Genomic DNA, 17,066 nt, shown 5'->3' with positions numbered 1-17,066 from the left:
GGGGGTGGGGGCGGCCGACCGCCCGGCCGCGCGGTGCCCGGCCAGCTCAGGCCGCGGTGCTCAGCTGGCAAGCCGGTCGGCCGCCCAACCAGCGCCGCGCCCGCCCGCCGCCGCCCGCCGCTCAGAACGTCATCAGCTGCGGCTCTTCCCGCCGGTCCGCCTCCGGGCCCTCGTACTCCCGGATGACCTCGTACCGGGTGTTGCGCTCGACCGGGGTGAAGCCGGCGTCGCGGATCAGTTCCAGGAGGTCGTCGCGGGTCATCTTGTTCGGGGTGCCGAAGTCGTCGGCGTCGTGGGTGATCTTGTACTCGACCACGGAGCCGTCGAGGTCGTCGGCGCCGTAGTTGAGGGCCAGCTGGGCTGTGGACAGGCCGTGCATGACCCAGAAGCACTTCACGTGGTCGAAGTTGTCCAGGAGGAGGCGGGAGACGGCGAAGGTCTTCAGCGCTTCGACGCCGGTGGCCATCGGCTGGTTCATCAGGCGGTTGCGGACCTTGCCGTCCTTGCTGTCGTGGAAGTCGTGCTGGAAGCGCAGGGGGATGAAGACCGCGAAGCCGTTGGTCTCGTCCTGGAGTTCGCGGAGGCGCAGGACGTGGTCCACGCGGTGGCGGGGCTCCTCGATGTGGCCGTAGAGCATGGTGGCCGGGGTGCGCAGGCCCTTGGCGTGGGCCAGGCGGTGGATGCGGGACCAGTCCTCCCAGTGCGTGGCGTGGTCCACGATCTGGGAGCGGATCTCCCAGTCGAAGATCTCCGCGCCGCCGCCGGTCAGGGACTCCAGGCCGGCGTCGATCAGCTCGTCCAGGATCTCGTCGGCGCTCAGGCCGGAGATCTTCTCGAACCAGTGGATCTCGGTGGCCGTGAAGGCCTTGATCGAGACGCCGGGGAGCACGGCCTTGAGCTCGCTGATCGACTTCGGGTAGTAGCGCCACGGCAGCGTGGGGTGCAGGCCGTTGACGATGTGGAGCTCGGTGATGCCGTCCGGCTCCATGTCCTTGGCCAGGCGGACGGCCTCCTCGATGCGCATCGTGTAGGCGTCCTTCTCCCCCGGCTTGCGCTGGAAGGAGCAGTACGCGCAGGAGGCCGAACAGACGTTCGTCATGTTCAGGTGGCGGTTGACGTTGAAGAAGACCTTGTCGCCGTTTTTACGCGTCCGCACCTCGTGTGCGAGCTCGCCGAGCCAGGCCACCTCGTCGGTGTCGTACAGCGCCACGCCGTCCTCGAAGGACAGCCGCGAGCCCGCGAGGACCTTCCCTTCGATCTCCCGCTTGAGCCCGGAGTCCATGGCCTCACCCTTCCGTCGGACGTCTACCTGATCACACAGCAGAGTACGGCAGAGCCCGGTGACGACCTCGTCCGGATTGCGTGATCACGTTGCGATCCGGAGGCCGGACAGCGGATAGTCGTCATCATGTCCGAATCACCCTCACGACGAGCCGCCGGCCGTCCCCCCGGCCGACCCCCCGGAGACGACCGGAGTCGTCGTGGGCGGTACGACGAGCGCGACCGCTATGACGAGCGCTACGACGAGCGGCCTGACCAGCGCCATGACGACCGCTATGACGACCGCTTCGACGAGCAGAACCGCCACGACGCCCCGCCGGCTCCGCCGCGGCGCGGCAACCCCCCGCGGCCGGCACCGGCCCGCTCCGGAGGCTCCGGGGGCTCCCGCCGAGCGGGCGCGGCCACCGGCGCCGTGGCCATGGCCGGCGGCCCCGCGCTCCCCCTCGGCCCGCGCCTCGGCATGGCGTTCGTCATAGGCGCGATTCCGGCGCTACTGGTCGCGTTCCTGTGCGGCGTGGCCTCCAGCGGCGGCTCGTCGCGGTCGATCGCCGGCGTCACGCTGAACTCGAAGCTGCTGGCGCTCTCGGTGCTGGCGATCCCGGCGATGATCCTGATCATCGGCGGCCTGCTGCGCTGGCGGCGACTGAACCCGCTGGGGCTGACCTGGGGCTTCACCGTCGTGGCCGGGCTGAGCTGGCTGACGCTGCTGTTCGCCGCGCAGATGGAGAAGGTGATCCCGCACCTGACCCCGCTGCTGACGGTGCCGCTGGTCACCGGGGCCGCGGTGGCCGCCGCGGCCTACCTGACCGACGAGAACACCACGACCACCGGCCGGTACGCGTGCCTGGCCGCGGTGATCGCCTCGCACATCGGGATCGTGGCGATCGTGGTCACGATCGTGCTGGCCTGAGGGACGCCAGGTCGCCAGGTCGCCAGGACGCCAGGACCCCGGACACCGGGACGGCGGACCGCCGACCGCCGACCGCCGACCCCGAACAGCCCAAGGGCCGCGCCGGAATCCGATCCGGCGCGGCCCTTCGCTGTGTCTGGCCGACGTTGTGCGCGGCCCTTCGCTGTGCGCAGCCAACGCTGTATGCGGCCAAGCGCCAGGCCCTACTTGGCGTCCTCTTCCTCCGGCGCGGCCAACGGCATCGGCCGGTCCTCCCACTTCGTCGACAGGGCGACCGTGGTCCGGGTCCGGGCCACGCCGCGGATCCGGGTCAGCCGCCCGATGATCCGCTCCAGGTCCTCCGGATGCCCGGCGCGCACCTTGAGCAGGAACGACTCCTCGCCCGCGACGAAGAAACAGTCCTCGATCTCCGGCACGTCGCGCAGCCGCCAGGCCACGTCGTCCAGTTCGGCCGAGTCCGAGAGCAGGATCCCGATCATCGCCGTCACGTTCAGGCCGAGCTGCTCCGGGGCCACCATCGCCCGGTAGCCGGTGATGACTCCGTTGCCCTCCAGCCGGTTGATCCGGTCGGTCACCGACGGCCCGGACAGACTGACCAGGCGTCCCAGCTCTGCGTACGACATCCTGCCGTTGGTCCGCAGCGCGTCGATCAAGGCGCGGTCCACCGCGTCCATGCTTCCTGATCACCTCATCCGCATCGATGGACGCACCCGCCTGGTTCTCCCATCGAGCTCAGCGTCCGTTTCACCGCCGGTGCGAGCGTATCGGCTCCCCGGACGGCCCCGGCCCCCGCGCGGGGCCGTCCGGGGAGCCTGTCGCGCCCCGCTAACGATCTGTGACCGTCTTCACCTTCAATCAATTGGACACAGAGCATGGAACTCCTTAGAATCTAAGGCATAGAACAGATTAGGCCCGACGGATCAAAGGAGTCAACGATGAACTTCCAGCCGTACGAGCTGCAGGCCGCGCACAACCGCCTGAACGACCTGCGCAAGCAGGCCGCCAAGGCCCGCCTGGCGCGCACCGCGAAGGCCGCCCGCAAGGCCTGACCTGCGGCGGTACCCGCAGAACAGCACGAACGCAGTAGCGAAGACAGCACCGAACGCACCACGAGCGCACCACCAACGCACCACCACCGCACCATTCAGAGCTCCGGCCGCCGGTCGCGTCGATCAACTCCCCCCCGTGATCGACGCTCGACCAGCCGCGTCGATCAACACCCCCCCGGATCGACGCGCGGGTGATCGGCGGCCGGGAACCACGGGAGCGCCCCTCCAGTCCGTCCCCCCGGGACTGGAAAGGGCGCTCCTTTGCGTTGCGCGGCAGCACCGTTGCCCGGCGGCTCAGCGTTCCGGCGCGAACAACCGCTGGAAAGAGAACGCATGAGGCGTGGCGCCGTGTTCACGGAAGTGCGCCAGCCGGTCGTGCGCGTCCTGAATCGTCGGCACTGTGCCGGCCGCGACCCACCACATCGTGGCGGTCGCCTCGGGCAGCGTCTGGAAGAACTCCTTACGGCGCGCCAGCAGAGTCCGGTGCTCGCCGGAGAAGGCGAAGGCCCGCAGCGCGCCCACGGACTCCCAGACGGTCAGGTTGACGAACATCTCGGGGTCGCCGGGCCAGGCGATGTCGGTGGCGCCGAGCTCCGGATCGGAGCCCTCCAGCAGCCAGACGAACCCGGGCATGGCCCTGCCCTGGTCGTTGACGCGGGACAGGTTCTTGGTGAAGTCCTCGATCGCCGGGTCGCCCAGCGGCGCCACGAGCCGGCCGATGTTCACCTGGGCCAGGTGGAAGCCCTCGAAGGGGCCCAGAAGTGCGTCGGGAGTGTCCATGGGCGCAGGCTACTCAGAGGACTTACGTCTATGCGCCCCGCGTCTCGGGTCCCGGGACCGGGCCCGGATTCAGCGCGCCGAGCAGGGGTTCATAAACGACGCTGGTTCACAAACGATGCAGATCCCCGCGCCAGCGCTGGAACAACGTGTGCGGCACGCCGAGCACGTCCAGGATCTTGCCCGCCACGAAGTCCACCAGCTGCTGCACGTCCTTCAGCCCGGCGTAGAACCCGGGCGCGGCCGGCAGCACCACGGCCCCGGCCTCGTCCAGCTCGACCATGTGCCGCAGCGTGCCGCGGTTCAGCGGCGTCTCCCGCACGCAGACCACGACCGGCCGCCGCTCCTTGAGGTTCACGTCGGCCGCGCGCTGCAGCAGGTCCTTCGACAGCCCCAGCGCGATCCCCGCGACCGCCGCGGTCGAGGCCGGCACCACGACCATGCCCTTGGCCGGATAGCTCCCCGACGACGGCCCCGCGGCGAAGTCCCCCGCGGGCCAGTACCGCACGACGTCCAGCCGCGGATCCTCCGGCACCCACCCGAGCCACGTCGCCAGGTCCTCGCGCCAGTGCCCGTCACGGAACGAGATCCCGGTCTCGTCCAGGATCGTCAGCCGCGCCGCCCGGCTCACCACCAGGTCCACCGCCTCCCCGGCCGCCAGGAGCGCGCGGATGGTGGCGGCCGCGTAGGGCGTGCCGGAGGCGCCGGAGACGCCGACGATCCAGGGGGTGCGGGCGGTGCGGGGGGTGGTCACCGAGCTCAGGCCCCCAGCCCGCGCACGATCAGGTCCACCAGCGCGAAGCAGAACAACGAGATCCCCACGAAGCCGTTCGTCGTGAAGAACGCCCGGTTCACCTTCGACAGGTCGGTCGGCTTCACCAGCGAGTGCTCGTACCAGAACGCCGCCGCGACCACCGCGATGCCGATCCACCACAGGGCGCCGCCGTGGGCGACGACGCCGAACCAGATCAGCAGGCCGAGGGTGATCACGTGGGTGGCGATCGAGGCGCGCAAGGCGGCGGCGATGCCGAAGCGCGCCGGGACCGACTTCACGCCGATCACGCGGTCGGCGGCGACGTCCTGGCAGGCGAAGATCAGGTCGAAGCCGCCGATCCAGAAGCCGACCGCCAGGCCCAGCAGCGTGGCCTGCCACGACCAGTGGCCCGTGACCCCGATCCAGGCGCCCATCGGGCCGATGGCCTGGGCGATGCCGAGGATGGCGTGCGGGTAGTTCGTGAAGCGCTTGCCGTACGGGTACAGGACCAGCGGGATCACGGCCACCGGGGCCAGGTACAGCGACAGGCGGTTCAGGGTGGCCGCGGCGGCCAGGAACACGGCCAGGGCCGCGAAGGAGCCGAGGTAGGCCGTCTTCACCGACACCGCGCCGGTCACCAGTTCGCGCATCTGGGTGCGCGGGTTCCGGGCGTCGATCTCGCGGTCGATGATGCGGTTCATCGCCATGGCGAAGGTGCGGGCGCCGACCATCGCGATCGTGATCAGCAGCAGCTTGGCCCAGTTGACGTGGCCGCTGGTCTCGAACATCGCCCACAGGGCGCTGATGTAGGCGAAGGGCAGCGCGAACACCGAGTGCTCGATCAGCACCAGGCGCAGGAACGCCCGGGTGCCCCCGGCCACGCCCCGGGCCGTCTCGGGCGCCTCGTTGACCTCCCGGGTGGTGCCGGTGGGTTCCTCCACGGGGTCCACGGAGGACGCAGGTGCGGCGGACATCAGAAGCCGTACTCCTTCCAGCGGCGATCGACCTTGGCCGCGGTCATCGGGTCGGAGGCGATCATCTCCGGCCAGCCGCGGTGATAGCCCTCCTCCGGAAGCTTACGAGTCGCGTCGACTCCCGCCTTGCCCCCGTAGAACTGCTGATAGGAGGCGTGGTCCAGATGGTCGACGACGCCCTCGACCACGGTGAGGTCCCGGGAGTAGTCCACGTTGCCGAAGGCGCGCCAGGCCACCTCGGCGTAGTCGTGGACGTCGCAGTCGCTGTCCACGACGATGATCAGCTTGGTCAGGGACATCAGGTGCGCGCCCCAGATCGCGTGCATCACCTTCTGCGCGTGCTTCGGGTAGCGCTTGTCGATGGAGACGATCGCGCAGTTGTGGAAGCCGCCGGCCTCGGGCAGCGCGTAGTCGACCAGGTCCGGGATGATGATCTTGAGCAGCGGCAGGAAGAAGCGCTCGGTGGCGCGGCCCAGCGGGCCGTCCTCGGTCGGCGGGCGGCCGACCACGATCGACTGGAGCATCGGGTCCTCGCGCATCGTCATCGCGGTCACCGTCAGCGCCGGGAACGGCTCGACCGGCGTGTAGAAGCCGGTGTGGTCGCCGAACGGGCCCTCGGGCAGCGTGACGCCGGGCTCCAGCCAGCCCTCCAGGACCACCTCGGCGTTCGCCGGGACCTGGAGCGGGACCGTCTTGCAGTCCACCAGCTCCACCCGCTTGCCCTGCACGAAGCCGGCGAACAGGTACTCGTCGATGTCCGAGGGCAGCGGCGCGGTGGCGGCGTAGGTGACGGCCGGCGGGCAGCCGAAGGCCACGGCGACCGGGAGGCGTTCGCCGAGGCGCTGCGCGACGGCGTAGTGGTTGGTGGAGTCCTTGTGGATCTGCCAGTGCATGGAGATGGTGCGCTTGTCCTGGCGCTGGAGCCGGTACAGGCCCAGGTTGCGGCCGCCGGTCTCCGGGTGCTTGGTGTGGGTCAGGCCCAGGTTGAAGAAGGAGCCGCCGTCGTCCGGCCAAGTGTGCAGGGCCGGCAGGAGGTCCAGGTCCACGTCCTCGCCGGTGAGGACGACCTCCTGCACCGGGGCCTTCTTCACGTGCTTGGGCGGCACCGACTTCAGCTGCGCGGCCTTGCCGAGGGCGTCGCGCAGGCCGGAGACGCCGTGCGGGAGCTCGGGCTTGAGGAGGTCGCCGATGCGGTCGCCGATCTCGTCGAGGTTCTTCAGGCCGAGGGCGAGGCAGAGGCGCTCCTCGGTGCCGAAGACGTTCATGGCCAACGGGATCGGCTTGCCGTCGGGGGTGCGGGCGCCTCGCACGTTTTCGAACAGGAGCGCCACGTTCTTCGCGGGCCCGCCGCCGTGCTGGTCTTCCCGCGACGCCTTCTGCACCCGGTCGGTGATCTCCCCGACCTCCAGGTGCGGGTCGACCTCCGCACGCACGCGCTTGAGCTGCCCTCGGCGTTCGAGGGCTTTCAGGAAGGAGCGCAGATCGTCGTAGGCCATGGTGACCAGTATCCGTCAGAGGGGGGAAGACCCCCGTACCGGTCCCGTAGTGACGGCGCGGCCGTTAGTGTTGAATGTGGAAAACCCACGACTTCCCGGGAGGCTGGGCGTTGCTCCGTTTCGTGGTCCAGTGGCTGGTGCCCATCGCGCTGGCCATCTTCGCCTGGGTCGACTGCCTGCTCACCCCGCGCCCCTGGGTCCGCTTCCTGCCGAAACCGGTCTGGGCGGTGCTGATCGCGGTGCCATACCTCGGGGCGCTGGCGTGGATCTTCACCGGACGCACCGCGCAGCCGCGGGACATGCGGCGGCGGGCCACGGACCCGCACCCGGGGCTGTTCTTCTCGCTCAGGCGGAGCGGGACACACCAGCGGCGGCCGCGGATCGTGGACACTTCGGGGTCCGGAAGCGGCGGGAGCTCCCGAAGGACCGGGACCGCGCCGAGCACCTGGGCCGTGGCCCCGGATGACGATCCGGAGTTCTTACGGCAGCTCGGCGAGCAGTTGAAGAAGGACCGGCCGGAAGGCTGAGTCCCCGCCGGCCGGAGAGCCGGCGCCAGCTTGACCCTCCGACCGTCGCGACACTCAGAACGACGCTCAGAACCCGCTCAGCCCGCCGAGGACTGCATCGTGAACCCGAACATGTGCCGGTCCATGGTGAACACCGGGTCCGCGTACGAATGCGGGAAGTCCTCGAAGCTCTCGGCCACCGCCTCGACCAGGTAGTCGCCGATCGGCTCGGCCAGGCCGACCCTGCGGGTCGACCAGCGCGCCCAAGCCAGGGCGGCCGGTTCCAGGAGCTCCAGCTGGGCGTCGTCGGCGTTCACCCGGGCCGGGATCAGGACGTTGATCAGGGTGTCGAACTTCTCCGGGCCGTACAGGGGCGGGTCGCCGGCGAACTCGGTGAGGCCGAGGCGGGCGAAGATTTCGCCCCATTCGCGGACGATGGCCTGGTGCGGGAGGGCGCGGGCGTCCTCGGAGGCGGCGAACTCGTCCAGGAGCGGTGGGAGGTCGTCGAGGTCGTAGCCGAAGTCGGCGCCGCCGGGCAGCTCCGCCGGTTCGGGCAGTACCGCCAGGCGCGACAGCATCAGCGCGCGCAGGGCGGCGAAGTCGTCGCCCTCGTCGTCCTCTTCGTCGTCCTCATCGTCTTCGTCGACCTCGTCGAGCTCCAGCGCGTCCAGTTCGGCGAACGCCTCGTCCACGGCCTCGGCCTGGAGCCCGGGCTCCTCCTCGAACTCCTCGTCCAGCTGGTCCAGCCCGTCCTCGCCGTACTCGTCGTCGTCTTCCTCGTCGTCGACGAGGGTCTCGCGCACCGCCGGCTCCAGCCGCCGGCGCAGCTCGCCGGCCTCCAGCTTGTCCAGGGAGAACACGCCCTCGGGCCCCTCGGCGAACTCCGCCCGGATCTCGCCGAGGATGTCCGGCAGGTCCACCGGGTCGACGAGCAGGACCTCCACCACGGTGCCCTGGGCGTTGTTGGCGACGGTCGCGGTGAACGCGTAGCGGTCCTTGCCGCGCTTGAACGCGGCGATGAGTAACTCGCCGTCGGCGAAGACGTCGGAGACCGACCAGGCCTCCAGGAACTCCACCTGTTGCAGCGCGGCGCCGTACCACTCGGGGCGCCGGACGCCCTTGTGGAACAAGCGCTCCGAGGCCTGTCCGGCGCGGGCGGCGACTTCCGGCGAGGCCACCGAGGCCAGGGCGCAGAGCACCGCCTGCGTGCGCGGGGAGCCGACCAGCTCCAGGACCTCGACCAGGCCGAGTTCGGCACCCTCGGGCTCGTCGTCCTGTTGCAGCGCCGCGGTCCACAGGCCGCCCAGGAAGGCCGACGCCCACAGCTCGGCGTCCAGGGGCGTGCGGACCGTGCGCGGATCGCCGTAGACCTCGTCCAGGGCGTCGAAGAGCTGCCCGAACTCCGGGGGCAGCTCGGGATGCCGGGCCGGGGACGGCGGATGCGCCCTGCGGTTGGGCACGCCGGGACGCGAGGAGTGGTGGGGCTGACGACGAGGCTTCGGTCTCACCGTCTCATGCTCTCAGATCCCCGGAGCCCGGATACGGGCAATCCCCGACACAGGGCACCACAGACCGCGGCGGCAACCCATTCGGATGGAGATGGCCTTTGTGGAACCCGCCGAACATCAAGGACAACAGCAGCATCACGATGAGAAAAATCAGGGCGAACCATAAACAGCCGGTGTTTCGTGACCGACGTCCTTGCCGGTCACGGTCTTCCCCGCGTCTCGCCGCGCGCATACGGATGGCTGCCATAGGTCATAAGATAACTGCGATAGGGGGTGGCCGTGGCGGCTAAGGGCGAGCCTGTTGAAGAAGGCTCCAAGAACGAGACGCGCATCATCGTCCGCACCCGGGGCGGCGGGCTGCGTTCGACCCTTCTGCGCTGGGGAGTGGGCGGCGTCGTCCTGGTGGTGGTGCTGGCGTTCCTCGGTTCCGTGACGAATCTGCTCCACTTCAGCAATCCGTTCGGCGAGACCACCACGACCCGCAGCGGGCCGGTGCTCCTGAAGTCGATCACGGAGCTCAAGCGCTTCGAGGCGGCCAGCGGCGAGTTCCAGGTCGTGACCGAGGTGCAGAACTCCTCGTGGCTCCCGTCGTTCCTGGCCGGCAGCGACACGTTCTTCCTCGGCGACGGAACCGTGAACGCCTTCGTGGACTTCAGCAATCTGGACGCCAACCACGTGAAGGTGTCCACCGACCGGCTGTCGGCCTCGATCACGCTGCCCAAGCCGGTGCTGGACCCGACCGCGCTGGACGTGCACAAGTCGTACATCATCGGCCAGCAGCAGGGCGTGTTCGACCGGCTCTTCAACAGCGACCCGAACAAGGTCCAGTCGCTGCTGGTGGAGGCCACCAAGCAGATCGACGGCGCGGCGCAGAAGAGCTCGCTGGTGTCGGTCGCGGAGAAGGACACCACGCAGATGCTGCAGAGTCTGCTGCACTCGCTGGGGTTCACCGGCACGATCACGGTGGACTACAAGTAGCAGCCGGGACAGCAAGCGGCGCCGGGCGGATTCGTCCGGCGCCGCTTTGGTTCTCAGCTCGCGACTGTCAGCTCGCGGCACTCAACTCGCGGCTACTTCACCCCGGCGTAGGAGTGCATGCCGTTCACGAAGATCGACACGATGAAGTAGTTGAAGATGAAGCACCCGTAGCCGACCAGCGCGATGAACCCGGCACCGCGTCCCTTCCAGCCGCGCGTCGCGCGCGCGTGCAGGTAGGCCGCGTAGACGACCCAGGTGATGAACGCCCACGTCTCGGTCGGGTCCCAGCCCCAGTAACGGCCCCAGGCGCGCTCGGCCCAGATCGAGCCGGCGATGACGGTGAAGGTCCACACCGGGAAGGCGAACGCCAGGATGCGGTAGGCAGTCAGGTCCAGCTTCATCGCCGACGGCACGCGCTTCCACATCGAGTTCGGGTTCGCGGTGCCCAGCTTCGCCTTGGTCTCGTAGCGCGACTTGAACAGGTACAGGACCGTGGCGACCGTCGCGACGGTGAACATGCCCGAGCACAGCACCGCGGCGGCGACGTGCACCACCAGCCACGGCGAGTGCAGCGCCGGGACCAGCTGCTCGGCGTCCTTGTACAGGACCTCCATGGCCAGGCCGAGGATCGCGACGATCACACCGGTGACGAACACCCCGAGCCAGCGTGCGTTCTTGCGGAACAGCAGGCCGACGTAGAGCGCCATGGCGACGGCCGAGCCGGCGATGGTGAACTCGTACAGGTTGCCCCACGGCACCCGGTCCGCGGCCACGCCGCGGGTGACCACGCCGATCACATGCAGCACGAAGCCCAGCACCGTGGTGCTGACCGCGATGCCGCCGGCGGTGATGGCGCGCAGGTTGCCGCCGTCGATCGGCGGGGTCTGCTCGTCGGGGTCGGGCAGGTCGTCCAGGTCGTCCAGGTCGTCGAGTGCCGCAAGGTCGTCCGGCACCGTGACAGAGCCGGCCGCCACCAGTGTCTTGGCCTTCGCCGCGGCCTCCACGACGAATGTCGACTTCCGCCCGAACACCCATTCCGCGGTGTAGGCGAAGAACGCGATCAAGTACACGAACATCGCGCCGTAGATGGCGTAGTTCGAGAACCGCGCCAGGGACTCGTTGATCACTTCTGGACTCCCGCCTTCGGAGGACGCAGGCCCCTGCCCACACCCCGCACTTCGTCCCGCAACCGCGCGTCCTCGGCCCGCGCCAGCCCGGCCACTTCCACTCGCACGGTGTCCTGCTCCTCCGCGGGCCGGACCCGCACGAACACCCGCCGCCGCCGGATGCCCAGCGACCCGATCAGCCCCACGACGATGCCCACGGCCGAGACGAAGACCAGCATCTTCGACGGGTCGTGGTTGAGGTCGAACTGCGCCCACTGCTTCACGCCGTCGAACTCGATGGTCCCCGTGCCGTCCGGCAGGGCGACCGTGTTCTTGCCCCCGTCCAGGGTGAGCACCACGGCCGGATTCGTCGGCTCGACCGGGTTCGGCAGCTTGACCTGCTGCGCCTTGGTCACGTCCATGGTGTACACGCCGGGGTTCGGCCCCAGGTTGCCGGTGTACGCGGTGAGCACCAGCGCCGGGTTGTCGGCGGTGGGGAACAGCGACACCGCGCCGAGCCCGGGGATCATCGCCCCCGGGTAGTCGGGGACGAAGATGCCGGACAGGCCCAGGGCCTGCGGGCTGTCGAACTTGTCGGTGTAGCCGTTCTTGACCTTGTAGATGCCCGAGCCGACGCCCATCGCGCCGGAGTCGAAGAACGGCACGGCCGCGTGGTCCACGATCACCTTGCCGTTCTTGTCCCGGACGGTGATGATCGGCGAGTAGCCGTGGCTGCTCAGGTAGACGCTGACGCCGTCCACGCTCAGCGGGCTGTTCTCCTTCAGCGTCGCCTTCTTCTCCGGCGCCGTGAGCGAGGACTTGTAGCTGACGTCGGCGGTGAAGTCCCGGGCCTGGCCGTAGTCCGGAGCGTTGTGGTTCGGCTCGTAGGTCGCGGTGAACTTCTTCAGCGTCAGCCCGAAGGGCGGCAGCTTCTCCGGGTCGACACCGCCGCCGAAGGTGTGGTCGTCGTAGTCCATCGTGATGTTCGAGAACGACTCGCCCTCGCTGATCACGACCTTGGCCTGATAGCCGTAGTAGCCCTTGATCGCGAACCCGGCCAGGATGCCCACCAGCGACAGGTGGAAGATCAGGTTGCCGGCCTCGCGCAGGTAGCCCTTCTCCCCCGAGACCCACCCGCCGCCCTCGGCGTCGGTTCCGCGCACGACGCGGAAGCGCTTCTTCTTCAGCGCCGCCTCTGCGGAACTGAGCTTGTCCTCTATAGAGGTGCCCGAAGTGTCGTTCCAGCGGAAGTGGGCCGGCATGCGCGCCAGGTTGCGCGGAGCGGCCGGCGGGGGCTTGCGCAGCACTTTGAGATGCTGCGCGGTGCGCGGCAGGATGCAGCCGATCAGCGAGATGAACAGCAGCAGGTAGATCGAGGAGAACCACACCGACTTGTAGACGGTGAAGAACTGGAGCTTGTCCAGGATCGGCCCGACCGTCTTGTGCTTGGCCAGCCAGTCGGTGACGGTCGTCGGGTCCGTGTTGGCGCTGCGCTGCGGCAGCAGGGACCCGGGGATGGACGCCAGGGACAGCATGAACAGCAGGATCAGCGCCACGCGCATGGACGTCAGCTGCCGCCACGCCCAGCGCAGCATCTCCAGCCAGCCGAGCCTGGGCAGGCTGACGGAGGCCGTGCCGCTGCCTTCTTCGCGCGGCGCCGTGGTCAGGCTGTCCGCGTCCATCTCTTCTGTGGGCGATGCCATTCGATACGTCGTCTCGTTCTAACTAGATCGGGGACTGGAAACCGGGTGTCTGGCCCTGAAGCCAGGTCACCAGGTGGTCCCACTCACCGGTCACCAACAGGACGCCGATCAGGACGAGCATGCCGCCGCCGATCCGCATCACGGCCTGGTAGTGGCGCTTCACATAGCCGAACGCCCCCATCGCCTTGCGGAACGCGATCGCGGTGAGGACGAACGGAAGACCCAGCCCCAGACAGTACGCCACCCCGATGAGAACCGAACGACCGGCATTCCCGGAGTCGATGGACAGCGAGGAGACCGCCGACAGGGTCGGTCCCATGCACGGTGTCCAGCCCAGCCCGAACAGGATCCCGAGCAGCGGCGCGCCGGCCAGGCCGACGCGCGGGTCCTTGTGGAACCGGGCCTCGCGGTTGAACACCCGGCTGATCGCGCCGGGCACCACGCCGGCGAAGGACAGGCCCATCAGTATCGTGATGCTGCCCAGCACGATCTGGATGATGCGCTTGTGGGAGTACAGGAACTGCCCGCTCCAGCCCGCCAGCGACTCCAGCAGCACGAACACGATGCTGAACCCGAGCACGAACAGCAGCGCGCCGGCGATCATCCGGCCGCGCTTGGCCCGCGCCGCCTCGTCCAGCGTCTGGTCGCCCAGGTCCACGCCGGTGAGTCCGGTCACATACGACAGGTAGCCCGGCACCAGCGGGAGCACGCACGGCGACAGGAACGAGATGAGCCCGGCCGCCAGCGCGATCGGCACGGCCACCAGGAAGCTGCCGTACTCCACCTTCGTCTGGGTGGAGGTGTAGCTGGAGGCCAGGTGCGTGAGGACGGCGGCGGTGGCGCTCATCATCGGGCTCTCACTTACCGGACAGGACGGTGTCGAGCGCCGCGGACACGTCGTTGAAGTCCACGGGCCGCAGCGCCCGCCAGGCCAGACCGCCGTTCTTGTCGATGATCAGCGTCGAGGGGACGGAGGCCAGCGAGGTGATCCCGGCCAGCTGGCCGAGCAGCGTCTCGTTGCCGTCGTCGACCAGGTTCGGGTAGCTGATCTGCTTGGCCTTCACGAAGGCCTGGGCCTGCCCGTTGTTGTCGCGGGTGTCGATGCCCACGAACTGCACGCCCTTGTCCCGGTACGCTTCGTTCGCGTGCTCCAGGTACGGCGCCTCGGCCTGGCAGGGATCGCACCACGACCCCCAGATGTTCACGACGATGACCTTGCCCTTCAACGAGGCCAGGTCGAGCTTGGCGCCGTCGAGCGTGGTCCCGGAGAGCATCGGGAACTGCTTGCGGTCGTTGACGGAGAACGCGGCGGCGGTCCCGAGACCGTCCTTGTTCTTCGAACCCGACCCGCCGCAGGCGGTCAGGCCGAAGGCGAGTGCGGCGGCCGTGATCACCGAGAGCACGGCGACCGACCTGCGTGTTCCATCCGTCCTGCGCAGCATGTGAAAAGTTTCGCATGGCTGCCGCGCGCTCTTGCGGCAGGGTCCCCGAATCGGACGAAGCGTCGCGCTCCGCCCATGCTGGAAGACCCTGCGCGACGGTGCTGTGACGGCGCTGTGACGACGCTATGACAGGGCTACGACGGCGGCGCTATACGGAGGACTCCGTATAGCGCCGCACGGCTAAGAGGCTTTACAGAGCGGTTCTACGCGCCCGCGACGAACTTCTTCGTGTTCTTCACCGGCAGCAGGTCCTTGGCCGGCTCGCTGTAGCGCACCGCGGTGATCCGGCCGTCGGTGATCTCGAAGGAGGTCAGCGAGGCCAGCGTGCACTCGCGCTTGCGCGGGTCGTGGAAGAACGAGCGGTGCTCGGCGGCCAGCCGGCTGATCCAGATCGGCAGCTGGTGGCTGACGAGAACCACCTCGTGGCCGGGAGCCAGCTTCGCCGCGTCGATCAGGGCCGCGTGCATGCGCTTGACCTGATCCTTGTACGGCTCGCCCCAGGACGGCTTGAACGGGTTCCACAGCTTGAACCAGACCGCCGGCCGCTTGAGCACGCCGTCGCCGACCGAGAACTTCTTGCCCTCGAAGAAGTTCGCCGCCTCGATCAGCCGCTCGTCGGTGCCGACCTCCAGGTCGTGCCGGGCCGCGATCGGGGCCGCGGTCTCCTGCGCGCGCTGCAGCGGCGAGGCGACGACCGCCTTCACGTCGTGGTCGGCCAGGTGGTCGGCGACCCGCTCGGCCATCTTCTGCCCGAGGTCGGAAAGCCGGAAGCCGGGCAGGCGGCCGTAGAGGATGCCGTCCGGGTTGTAGACCTCGCCGTGGCGCATCAGGTGGACGACGGTCTTGGTCTCAGCCATGACAGGTGGGGTTCCCTTCCGGGGATCAGGGATCAGTGGGATTTCTCGGCGGCGGCCGCGGCCTTCGCCGCGTGCGGCAGTGCCTCGGCGATCGTCTCCACGGCCGCGGCGTCGTGCGCGGCCGAGACGAACCACGCCTCGTAGGCGCTCGGCGGCAGGTAGACGCCGTGGTTCAGCATCGTGTGGAAGAACTCCGCGTAGGCCTTGGTGTCCTGCGTCTTGGCGTCCTCGTAGTTCTTCACCGGCCGGCCGGTGAAGAACACGGAGAACATGGTGCCCGCGAACTGCACGGTGTGCGGGACGCCCTCCTTGGCCAGCGCCTCGGAGGCCAGGTCGGCGATCTGGTGCGCGGTGGCGTCCAGGTGGCTGTAGACGTCCGGGGTGCAGTGCCGCAGCGTGGCCAGGCCGGCGGCGGTCGCGACCGGGTTCCCGGACAGCGTGCCGGCCTGATAGACCGGGCCGACCGGGGCCAGGTGCTGCATGACGTCGGCCCGGCCGCCGAAGGCCGCGGCCGGGAAGCCGCCGCCCATGACCTTGCCGAAGGTCATCAGATCCGGGACCACGCCGTCGATGCCGTACATGCCCTCGCGCGAGGCGCGGAAGCCGGTCATCACCTCGTCGGAGACGAACAACGCGCCGTTCGCGCGGCAGATGTCGGCGAGGAACTGGTTGAAGCCCGGCTGCGGCGGGACGATGCCCATGTTGCCGGCCGCGGCCTCGGTGATCAGACAGGCGATCTCGTCGCCGTGCGCCTCGAACGCGGCCTTGACGGCCTCGGTGTCGTTGTACGGCAGCACGATCGTGTCCGCGGCCTGCGCCCCGGTCACGCCGGGGGTGTCCGGCAGCGCGAAGGTGGCGACGCCGGAGCCGGCCGCGGCCAGCAGCGAGTCGACGTGGCCGTGGTAGCAGCCGGCGAACTTCACGATCTTGGTCCGGCCGGTGCTGTGTCCATTGACAGCGGAGCTGTAACCGCGGGCCAGCCGGATCGCGCTCATCGTGGCCTCGGTCCCGGAGCAGACCAGGCGGACCTGCTCCAGCGGGGCGACGCGCGCCACCATCTCCTCGGCCAGCTCGACCTCGCCGGCCGACGGCGCGCCGTAGCTGGCGCCGTTGTGCAAGGCCTTGAGCGCCGCCTCCAGCACCGCCGGGTGCTTGTGGCCGAGGATCAGCGGGCCCCAGGAGCAGACCAAGTCGACATAGCGGTTGCCGTCGACATCAGTGAGATAAGCGCCCTCGCCCGAAGCCATGAAACGCGGGGTGCCCCCGACCGCGCCGAACGCCCGCACCGGCGAGTTCACCCCGCCGGGCGTGACCGCCCGGGCCCGGTCGAACAGGTGCTGGGACTGGGTCTCGGGGGGCTCGTACGGATGCGCGTTCATGCCGCCATGGTCTCAGATCCGGGGAGCCGGGCCGCTATCGCGGTGTCAGCCGTCACTCGGCGCGATCCGCATCGCCGTCACGGCCTCGACGAACGCCTGCGGGGGCCGGTAGCCGTGGTCGCGGATGTAGTGGACGACCAGCGTGGGAGCGGTGAGCCAGCGGCCGTCGGCGGCGACCACGCGGAGCTCGGCGCTGCCGAGGTACAGGACGCGGGTGCCGTAGACGGCGCGGTATTGGAAGTCGGCCTCGAACAGGTGCCGGAAGCGGCAGCCGTGCACGCCGCGGGTGACCGCGACGGCGTGGTCGGCGGTCAGCGTGACCAGGTTGCGCCAGAAGACCGGAGCG

The 17,066-nt window shown here is 69.3% G+C and carries 17 protein-coding genes; 3 read left to right on the top strand and 14 right to left on the bottom strand.

Translation table 11 applies throughout. From position 1 onward, the window contains the following. Window positions 1-121 precede the first annotated feature (121 nt). Window positions 122-1,282 carry an aminofutalosine synthase MqnE gene (mqnE, locus tag GWK61_RS41890; RefSeq protein ID WP_194917428.1) on the bottom strand — a complete coding sequence of 387 codons (1,161 nt, stop codon included), beginning with the start codon at window positions 1,280-1,282 and terminating at the stop codon, window positions 122-124. A gap of 126 nt (window positions 1,283-1,408) precedes the next feature. On the opposite strand from mqnE, the gene GWK61_RS41885 reads away from it, so the two are divergent. Then, window positions 1,409-2,191, top strand: coding sequence for a hypothetical protein (locus tag GWK61_RS41885; RefSeq protein ID WP_194917426.1), 783 nt, complete (start codon window positions 1,409-1,411; stop codon window positions 2,189-2,191). A gap of 203 nt (window positions 2,192-2,394) precedes the next feature. Here the strand turns inward: GWK61_RS41885 and GWK61_RS41880 are convergent, their stop codons facing one another. From GWK61_RS41880 to GWK61_RS41860, 5 genes are all read right to left on the bottom strand, one after another. After that, on the bottom strand, window positions 2,395-2,865 hold the full coding sequence (locus tag GWK61_RS41880; protein WP_194917424.1) for an Lrp/AsnC family transcriptional regulator: 471 nt from the start codon (window positions 2,863-2,865) through the stop codon (window positions 2,395-2,397). A 669-nt stretch (window positions 2,866-3,534) separates the two neighbouring features. Next, window positions 3,535-4,020, bottom strand: coding sequence for a DUF3291 domain-containing protein (locus GWK61_RS41875; RefSeq protein ID WP_194917423.1), 486 nt, complete (start codon window positions 4,018-4,020; stop codon window positions 3,535-3,537). Between the two features lie 106 nt (window positions 4,021-4,126). Then, window positions 4,127-4,771, bottom strand: a complete 645-nt coding sequence (locus tag GWK61_RS41870) for a UbiX family flavin prenyltransferase (protein ID WP_194917421.1) — start codon at window positions 4,769-4,771, stop codon at window positions 4,127-4,129. 5 nt (window positions 4,772-4,776) lie between these two features. Further along, the gene (gene mqnP, locus GWK61_RS41865; RefSeq protein WP_438939812.1) at window positions 4,777-5,748 is read right to left on the bottom strand and encodes a menaquinone biosynthesis prenyltransferase MqnP; all 972 of its coding nucleotides are present in this window, start codon (window positions 5,746-5,748) and stop codon (window positions 4,777-4,779) included. After that, complete coding sequence (locus GWK61_RS41860; RefSeq protein WP_194917419.1) at window positions 5,745-7,241, bottom strand: menaquinone biosynthesis decarboxylase; 1,497 nt, start codon at window positions 7,239-7,241, stop codon at window positions 5,745-5,747. Before GWK61_RS41860 ends, mqnP begins: the two co-directional genes overlap by 4 nt. A 110-nt stretch (window positions 7,242-7,351) precedes the next feature. Between GWK61_RS41860 and GWK61_RS41855 the strand changes: the two genes are divergently transcribed. Continuing rightward, a complete protein-coding gene (locus tag GWK61_RS41855) occupies window positions 7,352-7,768 on the top strand; it encodes a PLDc N-terminal domain-containing protein (RefSeq protein WP_194917417.1) in 417 nt (138 codons plus the stop codon). A gap of 77 nt (window positions 7,769-7,845) precedes the next feature. Here the strand turns inward: GWK61_RS41855 and GWK61_RS41850 are convergent, their stop codons facing one another. After that, entirely contained in the window at window positions 7,846-9,255 is a 1,410-nt protein-coding gene (locus GWK61_RS41850; RefSeq protein ID WP_194917415.1) for a hypothetical protein, read from the bottom strand. Window positions 9,256-9,534: 279 nt separating this feature from the next. Between GWK61_RS41850 and GWK61_RS41845 the strand changes: the two genes are divergently transcribed. After that, window positions 9,535-10,233, top strand: a complete 699-nt coding sequence (locus GWK61_RS41845; RefSeq protein ID WP_323748001.1) for a DUF4230 domain-containing protein — start codon at window positions 9,535-9,537, stop codon at window positions 10,231-10,233. Between the two features lie 92 nt (window positions 10,234-10,325). Here GWK61_RS41845 and ccsB read toward each other — a convergent pair whose 3' ends face one another. The 7 genes from ccsB to GWK61_RS41810 all read right to left on the bottom strand — a co-directional run. Beyond that, a complete protein-coding gene (gene ccsB, locus GWK61_RS41840) occupies window positions 10,326-11,309 on the bottom strand; it encodes a c-type cytochrome biogenesis protein CcsB (protein WP_194917430.1) in 984 nt (327 codons plus the stop codon). 47 nt (window positions 11,310-11,356) lie between these two features. Then, window positions 11,357-13,042 carry a cytochrome c biogenesis protein ResB gene (gene resB / locus GWK61_RS41835; protein ID WP_194917413.1) on the bottom strand — a complete coding sequence of 562 codons (1,686 nt, stop codon included), beginning with the start codon at window positions 13,040-13,042 and terminating at the stop codon, window positions 11,357-11,359. A 22-nt stretch (window positions 13,043-13,064) separates the two neighbouring features. After that, window positions 13,065-13,889: a cytochrome c biogenesis CcdA family protein gene (locus GWK61_RS41830; protein ID WP_194917411.1), complete on the bottom strand. Its 825-nt coding sequence runs from the start codon at window positions 13,887-13,889 to the stop codon at window positions 13,065-13,067. 10 nt (window positions 13,890-13,899) lie between these two features. Beyond that, window positions 13,900-14,484 (bottom strand): TlpA family protein disulfide reductase, encoded by a 585-nt coding sequence (locus GWK61_RS41825; RefSeq protein WP_194917409.1) that lies wholly within the window; start codon window positions 14,482-14,484, stop codon window positions 13,900-13,902. A 203-nt stretch (window positions 14,485-14,687) separates the two neighbouring features. After that, window positions 14,688-15,341, bottom strand: coding sequence for a histidine phosphatase family protein (locus tag GWK61_RS41820; protein ID WP_194917407.1), 654 nt, complete (start codon window positions 15,339-15,341; stop codon window positions 14,688-14,690). Between the two features lie 32 nt (window positions 15,342-15,373). After that, the gene (gene hemL, locus GWK61_RS41815) at window positions 15,374-16,720 is read right to left on the bottom strand and encodes a glutamate-1-semialdehyde 2,1-aminomutase (protein ID WP_194917405.1); all 1,347 of its coding nucleotides are present in this window, start codon (window positions 16,718-16,720) and stop codon (window positions 15,374-15,376) included. Between the two features lie 45 nt (window positions 16,721-16,765). Then, a partial coding sequence (locus GWK61_RS41810; RefSeq protein ID WP_194917403.1) for a DUF7919 family protein occupies window positions 16,766-17,066 on the bottom strand: 301 nt, incomplete at its 5' end.

It is taken from the genome of Catenulispora rubra (assembly GCF_015356825.1).
GTDB lineage: Bacteria > Actinomycetota > Actinomycetes > Streptomycetales > Catenulisporaceae > Catenulispora > Catenulispora rubra.
This window is presented reverse-complemented; position numbering and strand designations above follow the sequence as displayed.